A 23,714-nucleotide genomic window follows, 5' to 3' on the forward strand; every position below is an offset into this window, starting at 1 on the left:
GCGTGTCTCCAATGCCATGACGTACATGCCGAATCACCCAGCGAGGCCGACGCCGAGATACAGGTCCTTCACGGCGTCGTCGTGGCGGAACGCTTCGTTGGTGCCCGTGTAGACCACCTTGCCCTGCTCGATCAGGACATGCCGGTTAGCCAGCTGCATGCAGACTTCCAGATTCTGCTCCACGAGCAGAATCGGCACGCCCGCGGCCTTGATCACCTTGAGCTGCGCGACGATCTCCTCGACGATGACCGGTGCCAGACCTTCCACCGGTTCATCGAGCATCAGCAGGCGCGGATGATTCATCAGCGCACGACCGATCGCGAGCATCTGCTGCTCTCCACCCGAGAGTTGCGCCCCGCCATTGCGCCGCCGCTCGTGCAGGCGCGGAAAGATGCGGTAGACATCCTCGAGCTGCCACGGTGACGCCTTTCTTGCCGCGAGCTTCAGGTTCTCCTCGACCGTCAGCAGCTTGAAAATGCCCCGGTGCTCCGGAACGAAACACAAGCCTTCCGACGCCGTACGAAACGCCGGCTTGCCCGTGACATCCTTGCCGCGAAACATCACACGCCCGCCGCGCGGCGCCACGATCCCGGCGATCGCCTTCAGCGTTGTGGATTTGCCAGCGCCGTTTCGACCGAGCAGCGTGACGAGCTCGCCGTCGCCGACCGACAGCGAGACACCCTGTAGCACATGGCTCTTGCCGTAATAGCCGTGAAGATCCTGCACATCGAGCATCATGCTTTGCCTCCGGTGATCATGTTGCCCAGATAGGCGGCCCGGACACGCGGATCGCCGCGCACGATCGCGGGCGCGCCTTCCATCAGCACCTTGCCCTGCTGCATGACCGTGATGGTGTCGGAGATATCCATCACGATATCCATGTTGTGCTCGATCAGGACAACCGTATGGTCCTGCACCAGACCGCGAATCAGCCGCTTCATCGCGCCGAGATCATCGACGCCCATGCCGGAGGTCGGCTCGTCGAGAAACACGGCGCGCGGGCGCGCGGCGAGTGCCATGCCCACCTCGAGCCGACGCTGCTGGCCATGCGAGAGCGCACCGGCCGCCGTATGCGCCACGCGCGACAGCTCCAGTCGGTCGAGCACCTGATCGACGATATCGGTACAGGCAAGATCTCCGGTCGGCAGACGCCAGCCGCTCATGGCTTTTCTGGGTGCGGTGCCGAGCGCGGCCAGCCGCAGGTTCTCCCGCACGGGCAGGCTCGGAAACAGGCTGGTCACCTGAAACGAGCGCGCGATGCCGCGCTGGACGCGCTGGTAATCGGTTTCCCCGGTGACATCCCTGCCCTCGAACACGATGCGCCCGGCACTGACCGGCCGCGTGCCGGTGAGCATATGGAACAGCGTGGTCTTGCCCGCACCGTTGGGGCCGATGACCGAATGGATCGTCTTCGGCATGACGCGCAGATCCACACCACCAAGTGCCATGAACTTGCCGTACTGCTTGACGATGCCGGTTGCTTCCAGGATGGGTGTCGTCATGCGCGCTCCTCGTGAGTGGATGCGCTGCCTCGCAGGCCGCGCAAACGTGCCGCAATGGTCGAGCAGAGGCCCCACAGGCCGCGCTGCATGAAAAGGCTGACGGCGATCAGCAGGAACCCCAGCAGCATCAGCCACCGCGGCCAGAGCGTCGACAGCCAGTCGGCGAGCAGGACATAGAATGCCGCGCCCAGCACCGAGGCAAAGATGTTGCCGGTGCCACCGATCACCGTCATGATCAGGATCATCTCGCTGGCGTGATAGTCGATATTGGCCAGCGGCGCGATTCCCGTCAGCATCGCGTGCAACGCGCCGGCCAGTCCCGTGACCGCGCCGGAAATCACGAATGCCAGCAGCTTGAACGCGCGAACGTTGTAGCCCACGGCGAGCGCGCGCTCTTCGTTGTCGCGAATGGCCAGCAGCGTCCGGCCGAGCACCGATTCCGTGACGCGCAGGACCAGCGCGAAGACGATCAGGAACAGCACCGCGACAAAGCCATAGAACCTCCATGAGGAGGTCAGATCGACCAGCGAGTGGCCGCCGACAGCAATCGGTGGGCGCGGAATATCGAGCAAGCCGTTATCGCCGCCGGTGAGTGCCGGTACCGTGTACGCGATGAAGTAGAACATCTGCGCGAACGCCAGCGTCAGCATCACGAAGTACGTGCCGCGCTGACGAATGGAGAACCATCCCACCAGCGCCGCGGCCAGCGCGCCGATCACCGCCGCCCCAACGAGCGCAAGCGGCATCGGCAGGCCGCCAAAGCGTGTCAAGGCAATCCCCACGGCATAGCTGCCGAGCCCAAAGAAGATGCCCTGGCCAAAGGACAGCAGGCCCGTGTAACCCAGCAACAGATTGCAGGCCATCGCCGCCATCGCGTAGATAAGGACTTCCGTCGCGAGCGTCCCCGAACGGATCAGCAGCGGGAGCAGCAACGTGACACCGAGAGCAAGCCACCAGTAGCGGTATCGAAAGAGCCAATTCGTGCCGGACATCGTCATCCCCTCCCCAGCAGACCATGCGGGCGCAGCAGCAGCACCGCGGCCATCGCCACATAAATCATCAGCCGCGCGCCTTCCGGCCAGAGCGTGCTCATCAGGCTCTGCACGATGCCGACGAGCAGCCCGCCCACCAATGCGCCGGTGAAGCTGCCCATCCCACCCACGACCACCACGATAAATGCGACGCCAAGCGCTTCCACGCCCATAAACGGCTCCGCGCCGCGAATGGGCGCGGCGAGCACGCCAGCGATGGCCGCAGTGCCAGCGCCCAGCGCGAACATCAGGCTGAACAGGCGAAACACGTTGATGCCGAGCAGCGAGACCATCTCGGTGGATTCGCTGCCCGCGCGCACGGCACTGCCGATACGCGTGCCTTCGAGCAGCCACCACAGCGCCACCGCCAGCAGCGCCGTAAAGCCGATCACGAAGAGTCGATACTTCGGGTAGACGAAGTCGCCCCACATCACGACCCCTTGCAGAGCGTCGGGCGGCGGGACATCCACGCCCAGCGGACCCCATCCCACGATGATGAGTTCCTGAACGGCAAGGGCAAGACCCACCGTGATGAGGATATGGAACTCGTGGGGCTGCGCGTAGACGTGGCGCAGCAAGACGATCTCGATAAGCCAGGCCAGGGCGCCGATGATTAGCGGCGCCAGCACAAGCGCCGCCCAGAAGTTCAGGCCGAACTGCAGCGCCTGGAAGCAGAGGTAGGCCCCCAGCGCGTAGAACGCGCCGTGCGCGAAGTTCACGAAGCGCAAGAGGCCGAAGACGATCGACAGCCCTACTGCCAGCAGGAAGTAGAGCATGCCGATGCCGACGCCGTTGATCACCTGCAGCAGATAAACGTTCATAAGCCGTACGGACGAATGAGGCCGCCGGACTGCCGGGGTACGATCCGCGCGGCCCGGTGCATCGGATTTGACGGGGAAGGCCCGCGGTCAGAACGACCGCGGCTTCGCTCGGCTTAGGCCATCTTGCACTGCGTCTGGTCGAGCGGCAGGAACGCCTTGCCCACGCTCACGACTTCAGCGTAGTCGTCTTTGTCCTTCATCGCCGACTTCGCTTTGCCTTTCAGCAGGTAGTAGTTTTTCAGGACCTGATGGTCGCCGGCCCGGATTTCCTCGGGGCCGGTCAGGCCCTCGTATTTCAGGCCTTCCAGTGCGGCAACGACGGCTTTGGGGTCGGCCGTGCCGGCCTTGATCATGCCGTCGATCAGAATCTTCGTGCAGATGTACGAGCCCGCGAGGCTGTAGTTCGGGTTGGCCTTGAACTTGTCCTTCGCGCGCTTGACCAGGTCGCGGTTCAGCGGCGTATCCACATCGTGCCAGTACTGCGCGCCAAAGTAGACGCCTTCGCACAGGTCTGCGCCCAGCGACTCGAATTGCTCCAGTCCCGACGCCCACGCCACGAGGATCGTGGTGTTCTTCTTCATGCCGAAGCTCACGGCCTGCCGCAGCGTGTCCGACGATTGCGAGCCGAAATTCAGGATCAGCAGCACGTCCGGCTTGGCCGCCAGCGCATTGGTGAGGTATCCGCTGAACTCCTTCTCGGCCAGCGCGTGGTAGCTGTTGCCCACGTGCTCGATGCCCTTTTCCTTGAAGATGTTCTTGGCCGCGGAAAGCAGCCCGTCACCGAACACGTATTGCGGCGTGATCGTGTACCAGCGCTTTGCCTTCGGCATGGCTTCGATCAACGGACGCACGGTGCGCTCGATCGCCCCGTAGGTCGGCACGGACCAGCGGAATGTCGCGCGGTTGCAGTCCTTGCCGGTGATCTCGTCGGCGCCCGCGGTGGTAATGAAGACGCCACCGAGCTTTTCTGCTTCCTTGCCCATGGCAAGCGATTCCGAGGAGAGGATGCCGCCCGCGAAATAGCGCGCCGACTTCTGCTGCGCCAGTTCCTGGACTTTTCTGACCGCCGTGGCTGGCTTGCCTTCGGTGTCGAGCACGCTGTATTGCAGCGGACGGCCAAGCACCTTGCCGTACTGCTCCACCGCCAGCTTCATTCCCAGGTCTGCGAACTTGCCGTTCGCGGCGAAGGCACCGGACATCGGTACCGGACAGCCAAGCTCGATGGCTTCGTTTGCGGCAAAGGCGATGCGGGAGGTCACTACGCCTGGGACTGCCGACAGCGCAGCCAACTTCAGCAAATCACGACGGTGCACGGCTCACTCCTCGATAGATGGGGGGATCGCGGGGTTTATCCTATTTATCATGATAAATAGAATAGAATCATCTTAGGAGTGCTGGAAAGCGGTTGTCAATCAACCCGGTCTCAGGGTTTACGCACAGCCCTGAGCGGCCTACGCTCAACGCCACCCTCAACGAGGATTGACCATGTCGACGATGTTTCGTGAGGCAAAGCAAGGCGCCATCGGCATCCGCAAGCAAAAGCGCGCGGATCTGGTTGCCGAAGAGCTGAAGCGATTGATTACGCAGCGCAACCTGCGGCCCGGGGACAAGCTGCCCCACGAGGTCAAGCTGCAGCAGATGTTTTCCGTCAGCAAGAGCACGATCCGGGAGGCCCTGAAGTCGCTCGAGGTACAGGGACTGATCAGCGTCTCCACCGGACCGGGCGGCGGCGGCACGATCGTGGAAGTGCCGCTGGATCGCACGTTCCAGCTCATGCAGAACTACCTGTTCTTCAAGGACGTCGGCATCGCCGACGTCTACACCATTCGGCGACTGCTGGAACCGGAACTGGCCGCCGGGGCCGTGGCCCATCTGACCGAGGACGATTTCGCGGCGCTCGAACACACGATCGACCTCTGCGATCCGGCATCGAAGGCAGCGGCCGAGTCGAAGATGCTCGACCAACGCCAGGAAGACCTGACGTTCCACGACATCCTGGCGGCGGCTAATCCGAATCCGATGCTGCGGTTCTGCTGCGAACTGATCAACGAGATGCTGCGCCAGCTGGTGGTCTTCGGCAACGAAACCCCTGCCTGCGAACACGAGCGTTTCGGGGCCGCGAACGTTTCCTTCCACCGCCGCATCCTCGAAGCGGCGCGCGCGCGAGATGCCGGCGAAGTACGAGCACTGATGTCCGCGCACATGGAAGAGTGCACGCATTACGTCACGCGCATGAACGGCCGGGTCCATGGCCGACTGGTGCTCGACTCGGAGATGACCCGACGGACCTGGCTAAAGCCGAAAGAGTCCGACGAGTCTTAGCAGGAAACGCTCAATCCTTATCCGCGATCTTGTGCTCTTCGATCTTGGGCGGATTCTGCCAGCCGCCGCCCAGTGCGAGGAACAGGTTGATCTGGTCCATCGCCACCTGCGCGTCGGAGGCCGCCAGATTGGCGTCGTTGTTGGCCAGCGTGCGGTCGGCATCCAGGCTTTGGAGGTACGGCGAGCGGCCGGCTTGCCAGAGTTGGCGGTTCTGCCCTGCCGCGGCTTCTGACTTGTCGCGCGCGTTGCGCAGCGCGTCGTTGCGTTCGAGTTCGCGCGAGTACGACGACAGCGCGGTCTGGGTTTCGCGCAGGGCCTTCAATACCACGCCGTCGAATTTGGCGAGCGAGCCATCGGCACCAGCTTCCGCGCCGTGGATGCGCGCGCGTACGCCGTTGGTCGGCAGGTTCCACGTGACGCCCGGGCCGACGCTCCAGTGCGCGGTCTGCCCTTGACCCAGATGGTCGAGAATGCCCGAGAAGCCGGCCGACGCGCCGATGCTGATCGACGGATAGAGATCGGCAGTGGCCACACCGATACGCGCCGTGGCATACGCGAGTTCGCGTTCGGCCTGACGTACGTCGGGGCGGCGCTTGAGCAGTGCCGCGCCATCGCCGATCGGCAGCGGCTGGCGCAGCTTCGGAATGGCCGTACAAGCCACTGCCGACGCATCGAGCGCGGTCGGCGGCTTGCCGATCATCACGGCAAGGCGATACGCCGACACTTCCTGCATGTCCTTGAACTTCGGCAGCGCGGCGCGCAAGGCATCGGCCTGCGCCTGCGCGCGCAGCACGTCGACCGGCTGGCCGCGGCCGGCATCCGACAGTCTCTTCGCCAGCTCGACGCCGCGCTCCTGCAGCGCCAGCTGATACTCGGCGACATGGAGTTCATGCGTGGCGGTGCAGCCCTGCACATAAGCGCGCACGGTTTCGGCCACCACGCCCACGCGGGCCTGATCGAGCGCGGCCTGGCTGGCCTGTGCATTGGCCAACGCGGCTTCGTCTGCGCGCGCGAGCTTGCCGAAGAAGTCGATCAGGTACGACACCTGAAAGCCCGTATCGCCGAAATTGAAGACCGGCACCTTGTCTTCATGCAGCAGCGGCTCCGCCGCGATGAGCCCGCGGGCCACGTCGGCGTGCACCGAACCCTGCACGAGATTCTCGGATTCCACCTCGTGATAGAGCGCGATCGCGCGGCGCAGGTTGGCCGCAGCCACGCGCAGATCCGTATTGGCGACCAGCGCCTGCTTCACGAAATCGTCGATGCGCGGATCGTCATAGAGACGCCACCAGTCATCGGGCACTGGTGCGATGGCAACCGCGGGGCTGTCGACGTCGAACGGACCGTTGGCGTTGGTATTGTTGACGACCGCGTTTTCCGGCACCTTGTAATCGGGGCCTACGGTCATGCATGCTGCCAGCATCGACGACAGCAACACCGAGGCCAGAACATGAACGACGGGTTTCACTTCGAGACTCCTGTTGCAGCCGGTTCGCGCGTGGCGACCTCGGCATTGTGACCATCGCGTATCGTCACCGTGACGGTGCGCCCCGCGATCAGGCGAATATCTTCCGGCATCGGCTCGAACACCACGCGTACCGGCACGCGCTGCGCCAGCCGCACCCAGTTGAAGGTCGGGTTCACGTTGGGCAGCAGATTGGCGCCCGTGGTGCGGTCGCGATCCTCGATACCGGCGGCAATGCTGAGCACGCGGCCATGCAGCACGCGCGACTCGCCCATGATGCGCATATCGACGGGCGAGCCGATATGGATGCCATGCAGCTTGGTTTCCTCGAAATACCCTTCCACGTGGTACGAGTTCACGTCGACCATGGCCAGCACCGGACGGCCGATGGTCGCGTAGTCGCCAAGGCGCGGCAGCTTGTCGTTGACGTAGCCATCCACCGGGCTGATCACGCGTGTGCGCTGCAGATTCAGCTTGGCCACGCCGATCGCGGCTTCCGCCTGCGCAAGGTTGGCTTCGTACTGCGCCACCTTGGCAAAGCCCTCTTCGACGACTTCCTTCGACACCACGTCCGACAGCGTCTGGCTACGCTTGGCTTCGCGACGCGCCTGCGCCAGGTTTGCGCGGATCGACGCGGCAGTGGCCTGGGACTGTTGCAGCGCCAGCGCAAAGCGGTCGGTATCGATCTCGAACAGCACGTCGCCCTGCTTCACGCGCTGATTGTCCTTGACGTTCACGCGCGTGATCAGCCCGGACACATCGGGTGCCACCTGCACGACGTCCGCGCGGATATGCCCGTCGCGCGTCCATGGCGCAATCGTGTAGTAGTCCCACAGATGCTTGGCGACGACCGCGCCGACCGCGACTACGATCAACGTGAGCACAACCGGACCGATGGAGGAGATTTTCAGTTTCATAGTTGGAACAACGGCGCGAAATAGACCACCCCACCGAGGATGATCACGTAGAGCGCAAGATTGAACAGGGACCTGTGCCACACCAGCCTATAGAAGCCCACGCGCACGAACACCGCGCGCAACACCGACATGACGGCGAACGCGATCAGCATCCAGAGCAGCAGGACGGGCACGAACACACCGTAGACGTTGATTTCACCGGGATTCATGGCTTTGCGGGAATGGGGGCCGGCAGCACCGCCGGCGGAAACATCGATACATGCATCTCGACCAGCGCGGACAGCGCTATCGGCGAGCGGACCAGCGATTGCGCGCGCGACAGTCGCGTGCAGAGCGCGGGCGGCGGCGCATCGAGCTTGCCCTTGAGGCGCGCCTCGTAGTACCCGGCCACGCTGCGCAACACGCGGCGCACCGCGTGCTGCTGATTGGCCTCGAGGCTGGGCAGCTCGCGCTGCAACGCCAGCGTGCTGAGTTCCACGCGCACTTCGTTGAAACCGTCGGACGACACCTCGCTGGCACTGGCCGCGAGCCGCGGCACGAGCTGCGCTACGCGATCGAGCATGCGCGAGCGCAACTGTGTGTGATGGTGCGTGTGGCTCCGGGCGTCGGTCACCTGCGCGTGGTCGGCGATATCGCTCCAGCTCGCCCGCACGAGGCGACGCACCGCGGCCTGCGTGCCGAACGGCCGCATCGCGAGCGTCCACAGCAGCGCAAACAGAATGCCGGCCACGCCCGCGATATTGCTGTTGAAGAACGTCGTGAAGTCCGCGCTGTACACGCCCTGGATGCCGATGTCGCTGGCGGTCACCACGCCCAGCGCGAGGCCGATCGGCGCAAAACGCGGCTGCGCGATCAGCAAGCCGATCGCCAGGAACGGTAGCGCGAACGAGAGCACCAGCAGTTCGTAGTTCTGCGCAATCGGCAGCACCGCGAACAACAGCACCATCGCCATCACCACCGCCACCACGTTGGCGTTGAAGAAGCTTTGAATCATCGGCGCCGGCTCGTCCGCCGCCGCGAAGAAGCAGCATGCCACCGCGCCCAGCGCCACGGCGCTAGCGCCGTCGGCCCAGCCACTCCAGATCCAGAGCATGCCCATCAGGAAGATGCCGAGCGCGACCGTGCTCGTGGAGAACAACATCATGCCGTAGTCATAGTGGCGCGCCGCGCCCACGTCCCAGCGGCGGAACATCGGTGTCCAGCCGGCCATCGGCTCGTCCGCGCCCTTCTCGCGATTGCAGATCGCGCGGCACAGCGTCACGCAGTCCTGCCACAACGCCACCATCTGCTGCAGCCGGTCGGTGGCCGCGGTCAGCATGGCGGCATCCCAGCGGTCTGCGCCGGCGGCGCCAGAGTCGGCGTCTTGCGTTGCCTCCTCGACGGCTTCAACGCTGTTGGCCGCAGTCATGTCCACCGTCATGTCAACCGTCATGTCGACATTCGGCGGCGGCGTCACCGCGCCCGCCTGGATCCAGTCCGAAACTTCGCGCATGCGCGCGGTCAGCACCTGGGGAACGCCATGGTGCGCCTGCATCGATTCCACGATGGCGGCAAGCGACGACAGCACCGGCAGCAGCATCGTCATGCGCCCGCGCAGCTCACGCGCCGCGCGCACGCGGCCAGCGCTGTCGGTGTCGTACGACAACTGGGTAATCAATTGGTCGAGCGCGATAATGTCGGCCGCCAGCTTGTGCCGGCTTTTGTGCCGCGTGGCCCGTGCCTGCGGGTTCTGGGACAGCATGTCGGTGGCCCATACGGTGGCATCGGCCATCCACTGGCGCGTGCGATCACCAAACACGGCGGTGACGCTGGTCGGAAACAAGACCGCGCCGACCACGCTCGCGCACAGGATGCCCACGCAGATTTCCTCGGAACGCGCGATCGCGATATCGAAGATGCCGCCCGGATTGTCGACGGCAGGCAACGCCACCAGCGCGAGCGTATAAGCCGCCAGCATGAAAACATAGCTGCGCGGCGTACGGTCCAGCAGCGAGAAGTACAGCAGCACGCCTGCCCACAGCGCCACGATCGCCATCAGCAAAGGCGGCGCGTTGACGAACATCGGCACCAGTGCGACCGATGCGCATGCGCCGATCAGCGTGCCCGCCACGCGGTACAGCGCTTTCGAGCGCGTCGCGCCGGTCAGCGGATGGGCGACCACATAGACCGTCGCCATCGCCCAGTACGGCCGCGGCAATCCCATATAAAGCGCGATCCAGAGCGCGAGCATCGAGGCGATAAACGCCTTGACCGAGAACAGCCAGTCGCGCGCGGATGGCCAATTTGGCATGACGCTCAGGCCTCCGCCTTGCCGGGGTTCAGGCGGGACGGGGTGCCAGCGCCCGCATGGCTGCCGGTGCCGCCTACCGCCGAAGCCGCGCGCGCGACCGCTTCCAGCACACGCAGCGTCGCGGCCATGTCCTCGGCGCTGATGCCGGCGAACACATCGGCACGCAGGCTACGCAGCGCCTCCTCGATCTCGATCGCGGCGGCCTCTCCGGCTTCCGTCAGCGACAGGCTGTTGGCGCGCCGGTCATGCGGATCGACCTCGCGCTTCGCGAGTCCGGCCGCGCACAACTGATCCACCAGCCGTACCAGCGTTGCGCCCTCCACGCCGACATAGTCGGCCAGCGTCACCTGCCGCACGCCCCCGCCAAGCCGACGGATAAACAGCAACGGCGCAGCCGCGGCCGCCGACACACTGTGGTGGGCCAGCGCGTGGTGGCTGATCTGTCGCCATTGACGACCGGCCAGCATCAGCTGACCGGTGAAGGCGAAACGAAGGGCGTCTATCTGTTTCATGGGCAGAATGATAGGCGCACAATAATTAGAATGCAAACTATTTCATTTGGAATAGTTTGAATACACATACTATCTATGGTATTGATGTGAGGTTTGATCGACTTTTCCACCGTCTTCGCGGCCCGTGCGTGAGGCCGTGCAAATCGGTCGTCCACGATGAATTCTGGGCGCGCGATCGCACGGTAACGAAACACAGATGCCGAAAAAAAGGGCGGCTACAGTGGCCGCCCTTTCAGGTTAGTGGAATCGGAAAAATTACGTGCGCAGATTGCGCAGCATGTCCTCGACCATGGCGTCGAGGTTGAATTCGGGCCTCCAGCCCCAGTCGGCGCGCGCGGCGCTGTCGTCAATCGAATCGGGCCAGCCGGAGGCGATGGCCTGCCGATAATCGGGCGCGTAGCGGATCTCGAAGCGGGGGTCGCGGGCCTGGATGGCGGCGGCGATCTCGGCCGGCGTGAAGCTCATGCCGGCCAGGTTGTAGCTGCCGCGTTCGCGCACGGCCTCACGCGGCGCTTCCATCAACTCGAGCGTGGCGCGGATCGCGTCGGGCATGTACATCATCGGCAGGCGCGCATCGGGCTCCAGAAAGCACGTGTACGGTTCGTCCTTGACCGCCGAATGGAAGATATCCACCGCGTAGTCGGTCGTCCCGCCGCCGGGCGGCGTCTTGTGCGAGATCAGGCCCGGGTAGCGCACGCTGCGGACATCGACGCCGTGGTTCTCGAAATACCAGCGGCACCAGCCCTCCCCGGCCAGCTTGGAGATGCCGTACACCGTGGTCGGCTCCATCACGGTTTTCTGCGGCGTATTGACCGCGGGCGTGGTGGGGCCGAAGGCGGCGATGGAGCTGGGCCAGAACACGCGCTCGATACCGTGCTGGCGCGCGAGCTCGAGCACGTTCAGCAGCCCGGTCATATTGAGATTCCACGCCCACTGCGGCGCCTTCTCGCCGGTGGCCGAGAGCGCGGCCGCCAACAGATAGATCTGCGTAATGCCGTGCCGCTCGACCACCGTGAGCAGTTCGCCGCGGTCGGTCACGTTGAGCATCTCGTGCGTGAGGTGCAGGTGGCGCCCCGTGGGCACCACGTCCGACGTAATCACGTTTTCGCGGCCATGCCGCTCCGCGAGCGCCTCCGCGAGTTCCGAGCCGAGCTGCCCGTTGGCGCCGATGATCAGGATTTTCGGCGGTTTGGAGGTTGCAACTTCCGACATCAGATCAGCTCCAGTTCGCGGCCAGCCTGCGCAAACGCGTCGAGCGCGCGCTGCAGCGTCGCTTCGTCGTGGCTGGCGCTCATCTGTACGCGAATGCGCGCCTGCCCCCGGGGTACCACCGGAAAGAAGAAGCCGACCACATAGACGCCGAGCTCAAGCAGCCGCTGCGCCAGCGCCTGCGCGCGTTCGGCGTCGTACACCATGATCGGAATGATCGGGTGATCGCCGGGCTTGATATCAAAGCCGAGCTTGCCGAGCCCCGCACGGAAGAACGCGGTATTGCGCTCAAGCCGGTCGCGCAGCTCGGTGCTGGCTTCGAGAATATTCAACACTTCAAGACTGCCGCCGACGATCGCCGGCGCCACCGTATTCGAGAACAGGTAAGGCCGCGAGCGCTGGCGCAGCAGCTCGACCACTTCCTTGCGGCCGCTGGTGAAACCGCCCGAAGCGCCCCCCAGCGCCTTGCCCAGCGTGCCCGTGATGATGTCGATCTTGCCGAAAACGCCGCGCGCCTCATGGGTGCCGCGCCCGCGCTTGCCAAGGAAGCCGCTCGCATGACATTCGTCGATGCCAAGCAGCGCACCGAATTCGTCGCAGATCGCGCGAATTTCATCGAGCCGCGCCACGGTGCCATCCATCGAGAACGCGCCATCGGTAAACACGAGCTTGTGACGCGCGCCCTCGGCATCGGCCTGCGCCAACTGCGCGCGCAGGTCGTCGAGGTCGTTGTGCTTGTAGCGATAGCGGCGTGCTTTCGATAGGCGAATGCCATCGATGATCGATGCGTGATTCAGTTCATCGCTGATCACCGCGTCGTCCGCGCCCAGCAGCGTTTCGAACAGTCCGCCGTTGGCATCGAACGCCGAGCCGTAGAGGATGGTGTCCTCGGTGCCGAGAAAGCGCGCGAGCCGCGCTTCCAGTTCCTTGTGCAGATCCTGCGTGCCGCAGATAAAACGCACCGAACTCATGCCGTAACCGTGCGTGCGCAATGCTTCGTGCGCCGCCGCGAGCACGCGTGGATCGGACGACAGCCCCAGATAATTGTTCGCGCACAGGTTGATGACTTCGCGCTGGTCGGTGGTGCGCACCACGGCGCCCTGCGGCGTGGCAATGATGCGCTCGGACTTGAACAGTCCCGCGCTGCGGATGGCATCCAGCTCGGCACGCACAGACGCGTAGAAAGCCTCGGCACTCGACGGTGTACTCGACATGAGCCGACTCCTGATGGTAGTGTCTCGGTCGTTCGATCGATAAATCGAACGAGTTTCATATAACGAACGATTCGTGCACTATACAGAACGAAAAGTGGCCGCGCAACCTCCCCTGTCTTCCAAGACACCTTCCGTGGCATCCCACGCCGCCGATGGCCCGCCAGCCGTGGGCACGGCGCTGCAGACGCTGCGGCAAAGCCAGCAGTTATCGCTGGACGAGCTGTCGCGCCGCGCCGGTGTCTCCAAGTCTATGCTGTCGCAGATCGAACGGAATCTCGCCAATCCGACCGTGGCGGTACTTTGGCGGCTGGCCAACGCGCTGGGCGTGAGCCTGACGGATTTTCTGGAGAATGGCGGTGCCGAACGCCCTGTACCATCGATTACCGTGGTGCAGCAACACGCGATTCCGGCGCTGAAGAGCCCCGATACGCGCTGTGAATTGCGGATTCTGGGTCCGATCGAGCTCGCCGGCCGCTTCGAATGGTATGAATTGACGATCCAGCCCGGTGGCGTGCTGGCGTCGGACCCGCACGAGGCAGGCACGCAGGAGCACCTGTCGGTGCTGTCAGGCGCGATGACGGTGCGCGCCGGCGACGATGAAAAGAAGCTGCGGCACGGCGAGACCGCGCGCTATGGCGCGGACCTGCCGCATGCGATCTCGAACCCCGGCAAGACCCCCGCCACCGCGATGCTCGTGGTGATGCACCCCTGAGCGCCTTCCGCGGTCAGATCTCGTCGATCGGCGTCGATACCGCCGGTTTGCCGGCATCCCGCTCGAGCGAGAAGCGATCCCGCGTGGTCACGTAGAAGCTCGCGCCAAAGCGGCCCACCGGGAAGTAGTCCTGCAGCCGCACGCGCCAGGTCTCGGTGTCGATCAGGCCATCGCGCGCATGCAGGCGCAGCACGCGGCCGATAAAGATCTGGCGGCTTTCCGTGGCCAGCGTTTCCCATAGCTTGCATTCGAACGCGACCGGCGCCTCGACGATACGCGGTGGCGCCACCGACGTGCTCGGTGCCGACGTCAGCCCGACATGCGCCAGCTCGCTGACATGCGGTGGCAGCCGTTCGCCGCAGCGATGCATCTTCTCCGCCATCGGCTCGTCGCTCAGGTGCACCACGAATTCGCCCGTACGCTCGATATTGGCTGCAGTGTCCTTCTGCGCGCCGTCGCCCAACCGGTTGATGCTGATCATCACGATCGGCGGCTCTTCGCCCAGCATGTTGAACATCGAGAATGGCGCCGCATTGGCAGTGCCGTCGGGCCCGAGTGTGGTGACCAGCGCGATCGGGCGTGGCACGATCAGGCTCGCCATCAGCTTGTAGCGCTGGTATTCGGTGATCTGCTCGAAGTCGACTTCCATGTCAGCCTCCGAGTCCGAGCATCTGCGCCAGGCTCTTCTCGCCCTGCATGCGCGAGGTCTCGATGCGCTGCTCGAGGTCGTTCAGATGCGCTTCCATCAGCGCGACCGCCCCGGCCGCGTCGCGCGCCTCGATACACGCGACAATCGCCGCATGCTCGTCGTGCTCGCACGGCGCGTGGCCCGGCGGTTCGTACAGCCCTACGATCAGCGAGCAGCGCGAGACCAGTTCCGTCAGGTAGCGCTGCAGCACCGGATTGCGCGCGAGCGCGGCAATGCGCAGATGAAAGCCGCTGGCCAGGCGCGCCCACGAGGGCTGGTCGAAGCGGTGCATCGCGTCGTGCTCTTCATCGAGCTGGCGGCGCAGATCGCGCAGATCAGCCGCGGTCACGCGCTGCACCGCGAGCTCCACCAGCACCCGTTCGAGCGCGCGGCGCGCTTCGAAGATCTGGCTGGTTTCCTCGGGCGTCGGCTCCGCAATCACCGCACCGCGATTGGGACGCAGCGCCACGATGCCGTCATGCGCAAGCTTCTCCAGCACGCGCCGCACCACCGCGCGACCCACGCCGAACAACTGGCACAGTTCGGGCTCCGGGAGCTTGGTGCCGGGCGTCAGGCGATGATTGAGCACACCGTCGAACACCGCGCGGTAGATGCGGGCGTCGACACTGCCGTCGCTCCCGCTCTCGTCGTCATCGTGATGGTCGATCTCGTCGGCATCCACCGCCGGTATTGGCATGCGTGCGCTCACAGGCTTCTTGCCTGCCTTCGTGGCAGAGCGCGGGGCGGGCTTGGCGGCAGGCGTCGTGGAGACTCGGGAAGGCATGGAAGGCATCGGGAATGCAGTGGCCATGATATTAGCGTGAAGCGGTCAGGGCAGTCTCCGCGCGCACGAGCGGGTACTGCTGGTCCATCGCGTCGCAGATCGCGCCCGGCGTGGTCATCCACACCTCGCCGTGGGAGCGGCGCGCGGCGATATGCGCGAGCGCGCGGCGCAGGTGCCGCAGCCGATAGGGTTGCCCCACGAGGTACGGATGCAAGGCGATGCCCATCACGAGCGGTTGCGGATGCTGCGGGTGGTTCGCCTGCATCAGCATCTCGTCGAACTGGTCGATGATCATGTCGGCGAACGCGGCGGCATCCATCTGCCGCGCCATGATCATCGGGATATCGTTGAGCTCCTGCGGATATGGGATGGACCACAACGGGCCGCCGCGCGTCTCCATGCGCACGGGCCGGTCGTCGTGACACCAGTTGAGCGTGTAGCGATAGCCGGTCTCCGTCAGCAGGTCGGGCGTGTGCAGCGTTTCCGAGATCCACGGAGAGAGCCAGCCATCCGGCGCCACGCCCGCATGCGCGCGAATGCGCGCGCGGCAGTGCTCCAGCAGCGCGCGCTCGCCGGCTTCGTCGAACTCGCTCTGGCGATGCGCGTTGGTGTGGCCATGGCCGATCAGCTCGTCGCCGCGCGCGACGCAGGCGTCGATGACTTCCGGGCAATGGTCGTACAGCGCGGTATTGAGCAACACGCCCGCCGGCATCTCGAGCTGATCAAACAACTCCAGGCAACGCCAGACCCCGACGCGGTTGCCATATTCGCGCCAGCTGTAGTTGAGCACGTCCGGTTGCGGCGAGACTGGACCGAGATTGGCGCCAAGACCTTCGCCGAACGCGAAGTGCTCGATATTGAAGCCAAGGTAGACAGCCAGGTTGGCCCCATTGGGCCAGCGAAACCGATCCACATCGGTGATGGGCCGGTACGGAAAGCGGCCGTGCGTGCGGAGCGGACCGAACGCCGGACTGGACGGATGCGTCATGGACGATTGCCTTGATTGGTCGGAGAAATGTTGCATTGATGGGCATGCCCGCCCCGTTCTGGCTCATCGCGCACCAGCAACGTGCGAACACATAAGCCGAATCTTCGTCTGCAACATGCTGGGCAAATCGTTCGCAAAAACCAAGCCAGATCGTCTACGTGTTGATGGGGCACGTGTTTCCGGTTGAGCGAGCGTTTTGCGTACGCGTGTGGCATGGCTCTTGCAATCCGCAAGCTCGCCAGTTTTTTTTGCTACCCACGTTTGCGCCTGCTTCCAACCGCCCTCACGGAGATTCGTCATGTCCCAGCCCCATCGTCCCGCCCGCCGCGCCATGCTTTCGGTCGCCGCCGCCGCCTGCGTGCTCTGCGCGCTGCCCGCCCACGCCGCCGACACTATCAAGATCGGCCTGATCACCGCGCTTTCAGGCCAGTCCGCGCGCGCCGGTGAAGCGCTGACGCGTGGCATGACGATCGCCATCGACGAGATCAACGCCAAGGGCGGCCTGCTCGGCGGCCGCAAGCTCGAGCTCGTGCGTCGTGACGACGAGGGCAATCCGGCCAAGGGCGTGCTGGCCGCGCGCGAGCTGATCTACAAGGAGAAGGTGGCGGTGCTGTTCGGCGGCCTCGACACGCCGGTGTCGATGGCGATCGTGCCGATCGCGAATCAGGAGAAGGTACCGTTCATGGGCCCGTGGGCCGCGGGCACGGCGATCACGCACAACGGCGCCAATCCGAACTACGTGTTCCGCGTGTCGGCCGTTGACGAGGTGGTGGACAAGGCCATGCTCCAGTACGCACAGAAGGCGTTCAGCGCGAGCAAGGTGGGCCTGATCCTCGTCAACAATCCGTGGGGCGAGTCGAACGAGAAGGGAATCGTCGCCGCGCTGACGGCCAAGGGCATGAAGCCGGCCGGCATCGAGAAGTTCGAGGCCAACGATGTCGACGTGGTGCCGCAACTGGGCCGTCTGAAGGCCGCCGGTGCCGACGTACTGCTGATGGTCGGCAACGTGGGCCCGTCCGCGCAGGTGGTCAAGTCACTCGACCGTATGGGCTGGAAGGTGCCGGTGGTCTCGCACTGGGGTCCGGCCGGTGGCCGCTTTACCGAACTGGCGGGGCCTAACGCGAAGAACGTCCACTTCGTGCAGACCTACAGCTTCTTCGGCCAGCAGACGCCGGTCAGCACGCGCGTGGTCAACGAGCTCAAGGCCAAGTACAGCGACGTCAAGGGTCCGGACGACATTACGCCGGCAGTCGGCGTGGCCAACGCCTACGACGCCACGCAGCTGGCGGCGCTGGCGATCGCACAGGCCGGCAGCACCAAGGGCGAGGCGATTCGCGAGGGCTTCTACAAGATCGATCGCTACGAGGGGCTGATCAAGACCTACGTCAAGCCGTTCAACGCGCAGGCGCATGACGCGCTGAGCGAGAACGACTATGTGTGGGCACAGTTCATCGACAACCGCATCGTTCCGGTTGGCAGCACGAAGTAACTCGCAACACCGAAGAAGGATTCACCATGCTTTGGATTTCCGCGCTGATCAGCGGGCTGGGCCTGGGCAGCATGTATGGGCTCATGGCACTCGGCTTCCACATTACCTACGCGGTCTCCGCGACGGTCAACTTCGCGCAGGGCAGCTCGATGATGCTCGGCGCGGTGCTGACCTACACGTTCGCGCAGACGTTCGGCTGGCCAATGCCGCTTGCGATCCTGCTCGCGCTGGCCTTGTGCGCGCTGTATGGACTGGCCGTCGAATTTCTCGCGGTGCGGCCGTTCGCCAGCCGCGGATCCAATGCATGGCTGATGGCCACGGTCGCGCTCGGCATCGTGCTCGATAACGTGGTGATGCTTGCGTTCGGCACCGAGCCACGCAGCCTGCCGTCGCCGCTGGCGATGTCTTCCATGCAGCTTGGTGACACCGGCGTGGGCGTCTATCCGCTGCAGCTTGTGATTCCCGTGGTCGGCCTCGCGCTCGCCGCGGTGCTGCATTACGTGCTGCGCCGCTCGCGCTGGGGTGTGGCGATGCTGGCCGTGGTGCAGAACCGCGATGCCGCGCGCCTGATGGGCATTCCGATTCGCCGCACGATCGCCGTTGCCTTCGCGCTGTCGACACTGCTCGCGGGCGTGGCCGGCGTGCTGATCGCGCCGCTGTTCAACGTGCAGGCCGACATGGGTACCGTGTTCGGCCTCAAGGCGTTCGCGGTCGCAATTCTCGGCGGCCTGTCGAGTGCCTGGGGCGTGATGATCGCGGGTCTGATCTTCGGCGTGGCGGAAGCGCTCGTGACCGCGTCGCTCGGCTCCAGCTACACGCAGATCATCACGTTCTCGCTCGTGATCGCGCTGCTGGCGCTGAAGCCCGATGGCCTGTTCGGCCGCGCGGAGGTACGTAAAGTATGAATGCCCCGGTCTCCAACTCTCCCGTTCCTGACGTCATGACAGGTACGACGTCCACAGCATCTCTCCCCGGGCACGCCACGCAGGCCCTCGCTACCGTGCCCCGTGCCCCACTGCTTGGTCTCGGCTCGGCCTGGCAGATCGGCGCGGTGGGCGTGTCGTTGCTCGCCGCAGCAGCGCTCGCGTTGACACTCAATGGCTATTTCGTCTTCGTCATCGCTGGCGTGGCGATGCTCGCGCTGTGCGGCGTGGGCCTGAACCTGCTGCTGGGCCTGACGGGCCAGGTGTCGTTCGGCCACGTCGGCTTCTATGCGATCGGTGCCTATACCGTGGCCATCCTCACCGGTCAGTTCGGCTGGTCGTTCTGGGCCGCATGGCCCGTGGCCACACTGCTCGCGGCGGTGCTGGGCGCGTTGCTGGCACTACCCGCACTGCGCGTAAAGGGCCCAGGCCTTGCGATGGTCACTATCGCGTTCGGCTTTATCGTCGAACACGGCGCGGTGGAATGGCGCGCGATTACCGGCGGCCAGAATGGCCTGATGGGAATTGCCCAGCCTTCGCTGCCCGGCGTCGACGGCGGTGAACGCGCGATCGCATTGATCGCCATCGTCGCGCTTGGCATTGCCGTGGCCGCCTATGCGCGCATTTCACGCGGCAGCTGGGGCGCCGCGATGCGCGCGGTACGCGACAGCGAAACCGCGGCCGCCTCGATCGGCATCGATCCGCTCGTCGTCAAGACCGTTGGCTTTGCCTGCTCCGCCGCGCTCGCCGGTCTGGCGGGCGGGCTGTTCGCGCCGCTGCAGGGCATGATCACGCCGGGCATGTTCTCGTTCCTGCAATCGATCCTGTTCGTGCTGGTCGTGATGATCGGCGGCGCGGGCACGGTCGCCGGGCCGCTGGTCGGCGCGGTGGTGGTCGGCCTGCTACCGGAAATGCTGTCGAGCCTCGAGAACCTGCGGCTGCTGTGCTTCGGCCTGCTGCTGCTCGTGGTGCTGTGGGTCGCGCCAAGCGGCATCGTCGGCGTGGTGGTCGATCTATTCCAGCGCCTGCGGGGCAATGCGGCCGCACGTGCCGAAGGATCTGTCGCCGACAACGATGGCAGTCATGGCGCCCTCGCCTCGTTGCCGTCACGCGCACCCGAGACGCGGCGCGGACTGTCCGCACTCGGCCTGTCGATGGTGTTCGGCGGCGTGCGCGCGGTGGACAATCTGTCGTTCGATCTGCCTGCCGCCAGTGTCACCAGCCTGATCGGCCCCAATGGCGCAGGCAAATCGACCGTGCTCAACATGCTGTCGGGCTACTACCGTCCCCGCGAAGGCGGGCGCCGCCTCGGCGTGGCACCGCTGGATTCGCGCGGCGCCTGCCATAGCGCGCGTCAGGGCATCGCGCGCACCTATCAGACCACGCAACTGTTCGCGGGCATGAGCGCGCTCGACAACGTCGCGCTCGCACTGGCCGGTGGCCGTCTTGGCACGCTGTTCGGCATCGCGCGCTTTACCGCGCCCACGGTGCGCGAACAGGCGCGCGCGCTGTTGCGTGCCTGCGGTTATGCGGGCGACCCCGATACCAGCGCGGCGGACCTCGCGCACGTCGATCGCCGCCTGGTCGAGATTGCGCGCGCGTTGGCGACACAACCGTCGGTGCTGCTGCTCGACGAACCCGCGGCGGGATTGTCGCGCGAAGACAAGGCCACCCTCGGCGCGCTGCTGCGCCGCATCGCCGACAGCGGTGTGGCGGTGGGCCTGGTCGAACACGATATGTCGCTCGTGATGGACGTCTCCGATGGCATCGTCGTGATCGATGCGGGCCAGCGGCTCGCAATGGGCACGCCGGTCGAGATTCGCAACGATCCGGCCGTGCGGCGCGCCTACCTCGGTGACGCCGCTGCGGCACCGGTGCGTGCGCGCACGCGTACGAGTGCGACTGCGCCCGATCTGCTGCCACCCGAAGTCATCGGCGTGAATGCGCTGCGCGCTGGCTATGGGGCCGCGCCGGTACTGCACGACGTCGATCTGCAGGTGCGCGAGGGCGAGATGGTGGCGCTGCTCGGCGCCAATGGCGCGGGCAAGTCCACGCTGATGCGCGCACTGGCGGGCCTGCACCGGCCCGTCTCCGGCGGCATCACGTTCGACGGCACCGACCTCGCGCGCCTCGATGCGGCGCGCATCGCCGAGATGGGTGTGGTACTGGTACCCGAGGGACGGCAGGTGTTTCCCGAACTCTCCGTGCTCGACAATCTGCGTCTGGGCGCGTTTCCGTCGGGCCCGATCTCGCGCGTCGAGATGATGCAGCGCGTGGAAGCGATGTTCGCGCGCTGGCCGCGTCTGCGCGAGCGACAGCACCAACGCGCCGGCTTGCTGTCGGGCGGCGAGCAGCAGATGCTCGCGGTGGCACGCGGGTTGATGTCGCGGCCGACGGTCATGCTGCTCGATGAACCATCGCTCGGCCTCGCGCCGAAGGTCATCGCCGAACTGTTCGCATCGCTGGACATGCTGCGCGAATCGTCGATGACCATCCTGCTGGTCGACCAGATGGCGGCACTCGCGCTGTCGCTGGCCGATCGGGCCTACGTGCTGGAAGAAGGCCGCGTGGTAGCGAGCGGTTCCGCCGAGGCGCTCGCGCGCGATCCGGCGCTGGTGCAGGCTTATCTTGGAGGACACGACGCATGACAGGGACTCTCGCCCACTCCACCACGGGCATGGTCACCAGCCCCCACGCGCTGGCGAGCGAGGCGGGCGCGGAGATCCTGCGCGCGGGTGGCAATGCGATCGAGGCCGCGATTGCGATGGGCGCAACGCTGGCCGTCACTTATCCGCACTTCACGGGCCTTGGCGGCGACGCGTTCTGGATCGTCAGCGATCGAGACGGCAATGTGCAGGGCCTGTCGGGCATCGGTCAGGCCGCGGCCGCGCCGCCGGCCTATAACGGGACGATTCCCGTACGCGGGCCCGGTTCCGCGCTGACCACCGCGGCGACGGTCGATACGTGGGATCGTGCCTTCGCGTTGAGCCGCGATCGCTGGGGTGGCACCCTCGCGTGGTCGCGTCTGTTCGAACGCGCGATCGTGCATGCGGCGGCGGGCTTTCCGGTCACGCCGTCGCAGCGCTTCTGGCAAGAGTTCCGCTCAGAGGAACTTCGTACGCATCCCGAACAATGGCCCGGTTTCGCTGATACCTTCATGCCCGGTGGGCGCATGCCCGAAGTCGGCGAGACACTTCGACAGCCCGCGCTCGCGCGCAGTCTGGCGCGGATTGCCACGCATGGCGCGCGCGAATTCTACGAAGGCGAACTGGCGCAACGCATCGTCGCGGGCCTGCAGGCCGCGGGATCGCCGCTGACGATGGCCGATCTCGCGGCCACGCGCGCGCGCGAGGAAGCGCCACTGCGCGTGCCGTATCGCGGTGGCGAGCTGCTGAGTCTGGCACCGCCCACGCAGGGCGTTACCACGCTGCAGATCATGGGTATTCTCGATCGCTTCGATGTCGCGAGTGTGACCGAAGGTAGCGCGGATTATTACCATCTGCTCGTGGAGGCCGTGAAACAGGCCTTTATCGAGCGCAATCGGTACGTGGCCGACCCCGAGTTTGTCGACGTGCCGGTGGCGGCCATGCTGTCACGCGAGCGCCTCGATGCGCTGGCCGCGCGCGTTGATCACTCGCACGCGCTGCCGTGGCCTCATGTGTATCAGCACGGCGATACGGTGTATCTGGCCGCCGCCGACAGCGCGGGCCGCTGCGTCAGCGTGTTGCAGACGGTGTACTTCGACTGGGGTAGCGGCGTCGTGGCGGGCGACACCGGTATCCTGTGGCACAACCGCGGCGCGGCCTTCAGCCTCGAGGCCGGCCACCACAACGTGCTTGCGCCGGGCAAGCGGCCGTTCCATACGCTCAATCCGGGCATGTATCTCAGGCAGGGCCACCCTCGCCTGCTCTATGGCACGCAAGGTGCGGACGGTCAGCCGCAGACGCTGTCGACGGTGCTCACACGGCTGATCGATTACGGCATGGATCCCCTGCAGGCACTGGCGCGGCCACGATTCCTGCTGGGCCGCACGTTCTCCGACTCGCGCGACACGCTCAAGCTGGAAGCGGATGCCGGTGAGGATGTGATGACGGCGCTCACGCGGCGCGGACACGAGATCAGCACGATTGCCGCGCAAAGTCCGCTGGCCGGTCATCCTGGCGTCATCGCCATCATGCACGATGACTACCGGCTTGCCGGTGCGCACGATCCGCGCAGTGACGGGCTGGCGATCGGTCTTTGAGGATGCAGAATTTTCCTTAAAGGCCCTTCGTTTTGTAGCGGTTTTGTACTTCGGCGGAACCCGACCCGGATGCCCTCGTCAAAGCAATGACACTGACTGCGGCCAAGATGCGCTGCAGCATGACAGCGCTGTCATGAACCTCACGTTGTGATACGCGCGCTGTGACACCCCCGGTGACACCCTTCAGTGATCATTGTTTTTCTTCGTTGTTTATTCGCTGCTTTTTTTCGCTGCTTGTTTGTTTCCTGTTCGTTGATCGGTTTCCGCTGGCAGACGCTCGCATCGATGAAGCGTCGCCGAGTCCCCAGCAACCGCTCCCCTCTCGCCAAGGAGAACACTGTGCTGAGCCCACATGAATTTGCCACGCTGATGCTGATCAGCAGTGGCCCGCATACCCGCACCGACACATCCTCCGACACCTCGTCGGATCACCCCGAGATCGACCCGGTCGACCTCGACGCCCTGATCGCGCGCCAGCTCGTCAGCTACGAATCGTCGGATGAACGATCGCGGCCGCAAATCACCGATCATGGCCGTTCGATGCTCAAGGCCGTAGGCCGGGACTGCTGATCGGGCATACTGCGCGTTATCGGTACCCGGTTGC

The 23,714-nt window shown here is 65.2% G+C and carries 22 protein-coding genes; 7 read left to right on the plus strand and 15 right to left on the minus strand.

Annotation, left to right across the window (positions count from 1 at the left end):
* Positions 1 to 33: 33 nt before the first annotated feature.
* The 5 genes from LDO41_RS07385 to LDO41_RS07405 form a co-directional block, all read right to left on the minus strand.
* Positions 34 to 738, minus strand: a complete 705-nt coding sequence (locus LDO41_RS07385; RefSeq protein ID WP_223983918.1) for an ABC transporter ATP-binding protein — start codon at positions 736 to 738, stop codon at positions 34 to 36.
* Positions 735 to 1,502 (minus strand): ABC transporter ATP-binding protein, encoded by a 768-nt coding sequence (locus LDO41_RS07390; RefSeq protein ID WP_223983921.1) that lies wholly within the window; start codon positions 1,500 to 1,502, stop codon positions 735 to 737. Before LDO41_RS07390 ends, LDO41_RS07385 begins: the two co-directional genes overlap by 4 nt.
* Positions 1,499 to 2,500: a branched-chain amino acid ABC transporter permease gene (locus LDO41_RS07395; protein ID WP_377741227.1), complete on the minus strand. Its 1,002-nt coding sequence runs from the start codon at positions 2,498 to 2,500 to the stop codon at positions 1,499 to 1,501. Before LDO41_RS07395 ends, LDO41_RS07390 begins: the two co-directional genes overlap by 4 nt.
* Entirely contained in the window at positions 2,497 to 3,354 is an 858-nt protein-coding gene (locus tag LDO41_RS07400) for a branched-chain amino acid ABC transporter permease (protein ID WP_223983927.1), read from the minus strand. Before LDO41_RS07400 ends, LDO41_RS07395 begins: the two co-directional genes overlap by 4 nt.
* A gap of 113 nt (positions 3,355 to 3,467) precedes the next feature.
* Positions 3,468 to 4,667, minus strand: a complete 1,200-nt coding sequence (locus LDO41_RS07405; RefSeq protein ID WP_223983930.1) for an ABC transporter substrate-binding protein — start codon at positions 4,665 to 4,667, stop codon at positions 3,468 to 3,470.
* Between the two features lie 172 nt (positions 4,668 to 4,839).
* Here LDO41_RS07405 and LDO41_RS07410 point away from each other — a divergent pair, with 172 nt between their 5' ends.
* Positions 4,840 to 5,676, plus strand: a complete 837-nt coding sequence (locus LDO41_RS07410) for a FadR/GntR family transcriptional regulator (protein WP_223983933.1) — start codon at positions 4,840 to 4,842, stop codon at positions 5,674 to 5,676.
* A gap of 10 nt (positions 5,677 to 5,686) precedes the next feature.
* Here the strand turns inward: LDO41_RS07410 and LDO41_RS07415 are convergent, their stop codons facing one another.
* From LDO41_RS07415 to kbl, 7 genes are all read right to left on the minus strand, one after another.
* Complete coding sequence (locus LDO41_RS07415; protein ID WP_223984310.1) at positions 5,687 to 7,099, minus strand: efflux transporter outer membrane subunit; 1,413 nt, start codon at positions 7,097 to 7,099, stop codon at positions 5,687 to 5,689.
* A gap of 41 nt (positions 7,100 to 7,140) precedes the next feature.
* Positions 7,141 to 8,058: an efflux RND transporter periplasmic adaptor subunit gene (locus LDO41_RS07420; protein WP_223983936.1), complete on the minus strand. Its 918-nt coding sequence runs from the start codon at positions 8,056 to 8,058 to the stop codon at positions 7,141 to 7,143.
* Entirely contained in the window at positions 8,055 to 8,267 is a 213-nt protein-coding gene (locus tag LDO41_RS07425; protein WP_223983939.1) for a DUF1656 domain-containing protein, read from the minus strand. Before LDO41_RS07425 ends, LDO41_RS07420 begins: the two co-directional genes overlap by 4 nt.
* Positions 8,264 to 10,348 carry an FUSC family protein gene (locus tag LDO41_RS07430; RefSeq protein ID WP_223983942.1) on the minus strand — a complete coding sequence of 695 codons (2,085 nt, stop codon included), beginning with the start codon at positions 10,346 to 10,348 and terminating at the stop codon, positions 8,264 to 8,266. Before LDO41_RS07430 ends, LDO41_RS07425 begins: the two co-directional genes overlap by 4 nt.
* Before the next feature lie 5 nt (positions 10,349 to 10,353).
* Positions 10,354 to 10,860, minus strand: a complete 507-nt coding sequence (locus LDO41_RS07435; protein WP_223983945.1) for a MarR family winged helix-turn-helix transcriptional regulator — start codon at positions 10,858 to 10,860, stop codon at positions 10,354 to 10,356.
* A gap of 255 nt (positions 10,861 to 11,115) precedes the next feature.
* Positions 11,116 to 12,072, minus strand: a complete 957-nt coding sequence (locus tag LDO41_RS07440; protein WP_223983949.1) for an L-threonine 3-dehydrogenase — start codon at positions 12,070 to 12,072, stop codon at positions 11,116 to 11,118.
* Positions 12,072 to 13,283 carry a glycine C-acetyltransferase gene (gene kbl, locus LDO41_RS07445; protein WP_223983962.1) on the minus strand — a complete coding sequence of 404 codons (1,212 nt, stop codon included), beginning with the start codon at positions 13,281 to 13,283 and terminating at the stop codon, positions 12,072 to 12,074. Before kbl ends, LDO41_RS07440 begins: the two co-directional genes overlap by 1 nt.
* A 133-nt stretch (positions 13,284 to 13,416) precedes the next feature.
* Between kbl and LDO41_RS07450 the strand changes: the two genes are divergently transcribed.
* On the plus strand, positions 13,417 to 13,995 hold the full coding sequence (locus tag LDO41_RS07450; RefSeq protein ID WP_223983964.1) for a helix-turn-helix domain-containing protein: 579 nt from the start codon (positions 13,417 to 13,419) through the stop codon (positions 13,993 to 13,995).
* Positions 13,996 to 14,008: 13 nt separating this feature from the next.
* Here the strand turns inward: LDO41_RS07450 and LDO41_RS07455 are convergent, their stop codons facing one another.
* The 3 genes from LDO41_RS07455 to LDO41_RS07465 are packed head-to-tail and all read right to left on the minus strand — an operon-like array spanning position 14,009 to position 16,455.
* On the minus strand, positions 14,009 to 14,644 hold the full coding sequence (locus LDO41_RS07455; RefSeq protein WP_223983966.1) for a flavin reductase family protein: 636 nt from the start codon (positions 14,642 to 14,644) through the stop codon (positions 14,009 to 14,011).
* Position 14,645: 1 nt separating this feature from the next.
* A complete protein-coding gene (locus LDO41_RS07460) occupies positions 14,646 to 15,494 on the minus strand; it encodes a GntR family transcriptional regulator (protein ID WP_223983968.1) in 849 nt (282 codons plus the stop codon).
* 4 nt (positions 15,495 to 15,498) lie between these two features.
* On the minus strand, positions 15,499 to 16,455 hold the full coding sequence (locus LDO41_RS07465; RefSeq protein WP_223983970.1) for a polysaccharide deacetylase family protein: 957 nt from the start codon (positions 16,453 to 16,455) through the stop codon (positions 15,499 to 15,501).
* Between the two features lie 331 nt (positions 16,456 to 16,786).
* Here LDO41_RS07465 and LDO41_RS07470 point away from each other — a divergent pair, with 331 nt between their 5' ends.
* The 5 genes from LDO41_RS07470 to LDO41_RS07490 all read left to right on the plus strand — a co-directional run bounded on the left by LDO41_RS07470 (position 16,787) and on the right by LDO41_RS07490 (position 23,680).
* Entirely contained in the window at positions 16,787 to 17,944 is a 1,158-nt protein-coding gene (locus LDO41_RS07470; RefSeq protein ID WP_377741440.1) for an ABC transporter substrate-binding protein, read from the plus strand.
* A 26-nt stretch (positions 17,945 to 17,970) separates the two neighbouring features.
* Entirely contained in the window at positions 17,971 to 18,849 is an 879-nt protein-coding gene (locus tag LDO41_RS07475) for a branched-chain amino acid ABC transporter permease (RefSeq protein ID WP_223983987.1), read from the plus strand.
* Positions 18,850 to 18,884: 35 nt separating this feature from the next.
* The gene (locus tag LDO41_RS07480; RefSeq protein WP_223983988.1) at positions 18,885 to 21,515 is read left to right on the plus strand and encodes a branched-chain amino acid ABC transporter ATP-binding protein/permease; all 2,631 of its coding nucleotides are present in this window, start codon (positions 18,885 to 18,887) and stop codon (positions 21,513 to 21,515) included.
* Positions 21,512 to 23,110 carry a gamma-glutamyltransferase gene (ggt, locus tag LDO41_RS07485; RefSeq protein WP_223983990.1) on the plus strand — a complete coding sequence of 533 codons (1,599 nt, stop codon included), beginning with the start codon at positions 21,512 to 21,514 and terminating at the stop codon, positions 23,108 to 23,110. Before LDO41_RS07480 ends, ggt begins: the two co-directional genes overlap by 4 nt.
* A 339-nt stretch (positions 23,111 to 23,449) precedes the next feature.
* Complete coding sequence (locus LDO41_RS07490; RefSeq protein ID WP_223983992.1) at positions 23,450 to 23,680, plus strand: hypothetical protein; 231 nt, start codon at positions 23,450 to 23,452, stop codon at positions 23,678 to 23,680.
* Positions 23,681 to 23,714 lie beyond the last annotated feature (34 nt).

It is taken from the genome of Cupriavidus pampae (assembly GCF_914271485.1).
Taxonomy (GTDB): domain Bacteria; phylum Pseudomonadota; class Gammaproteobacteria; order Burkholderiales; family Burkholderiaceae; genus Cupriavidus; species Cupriavidus pampae.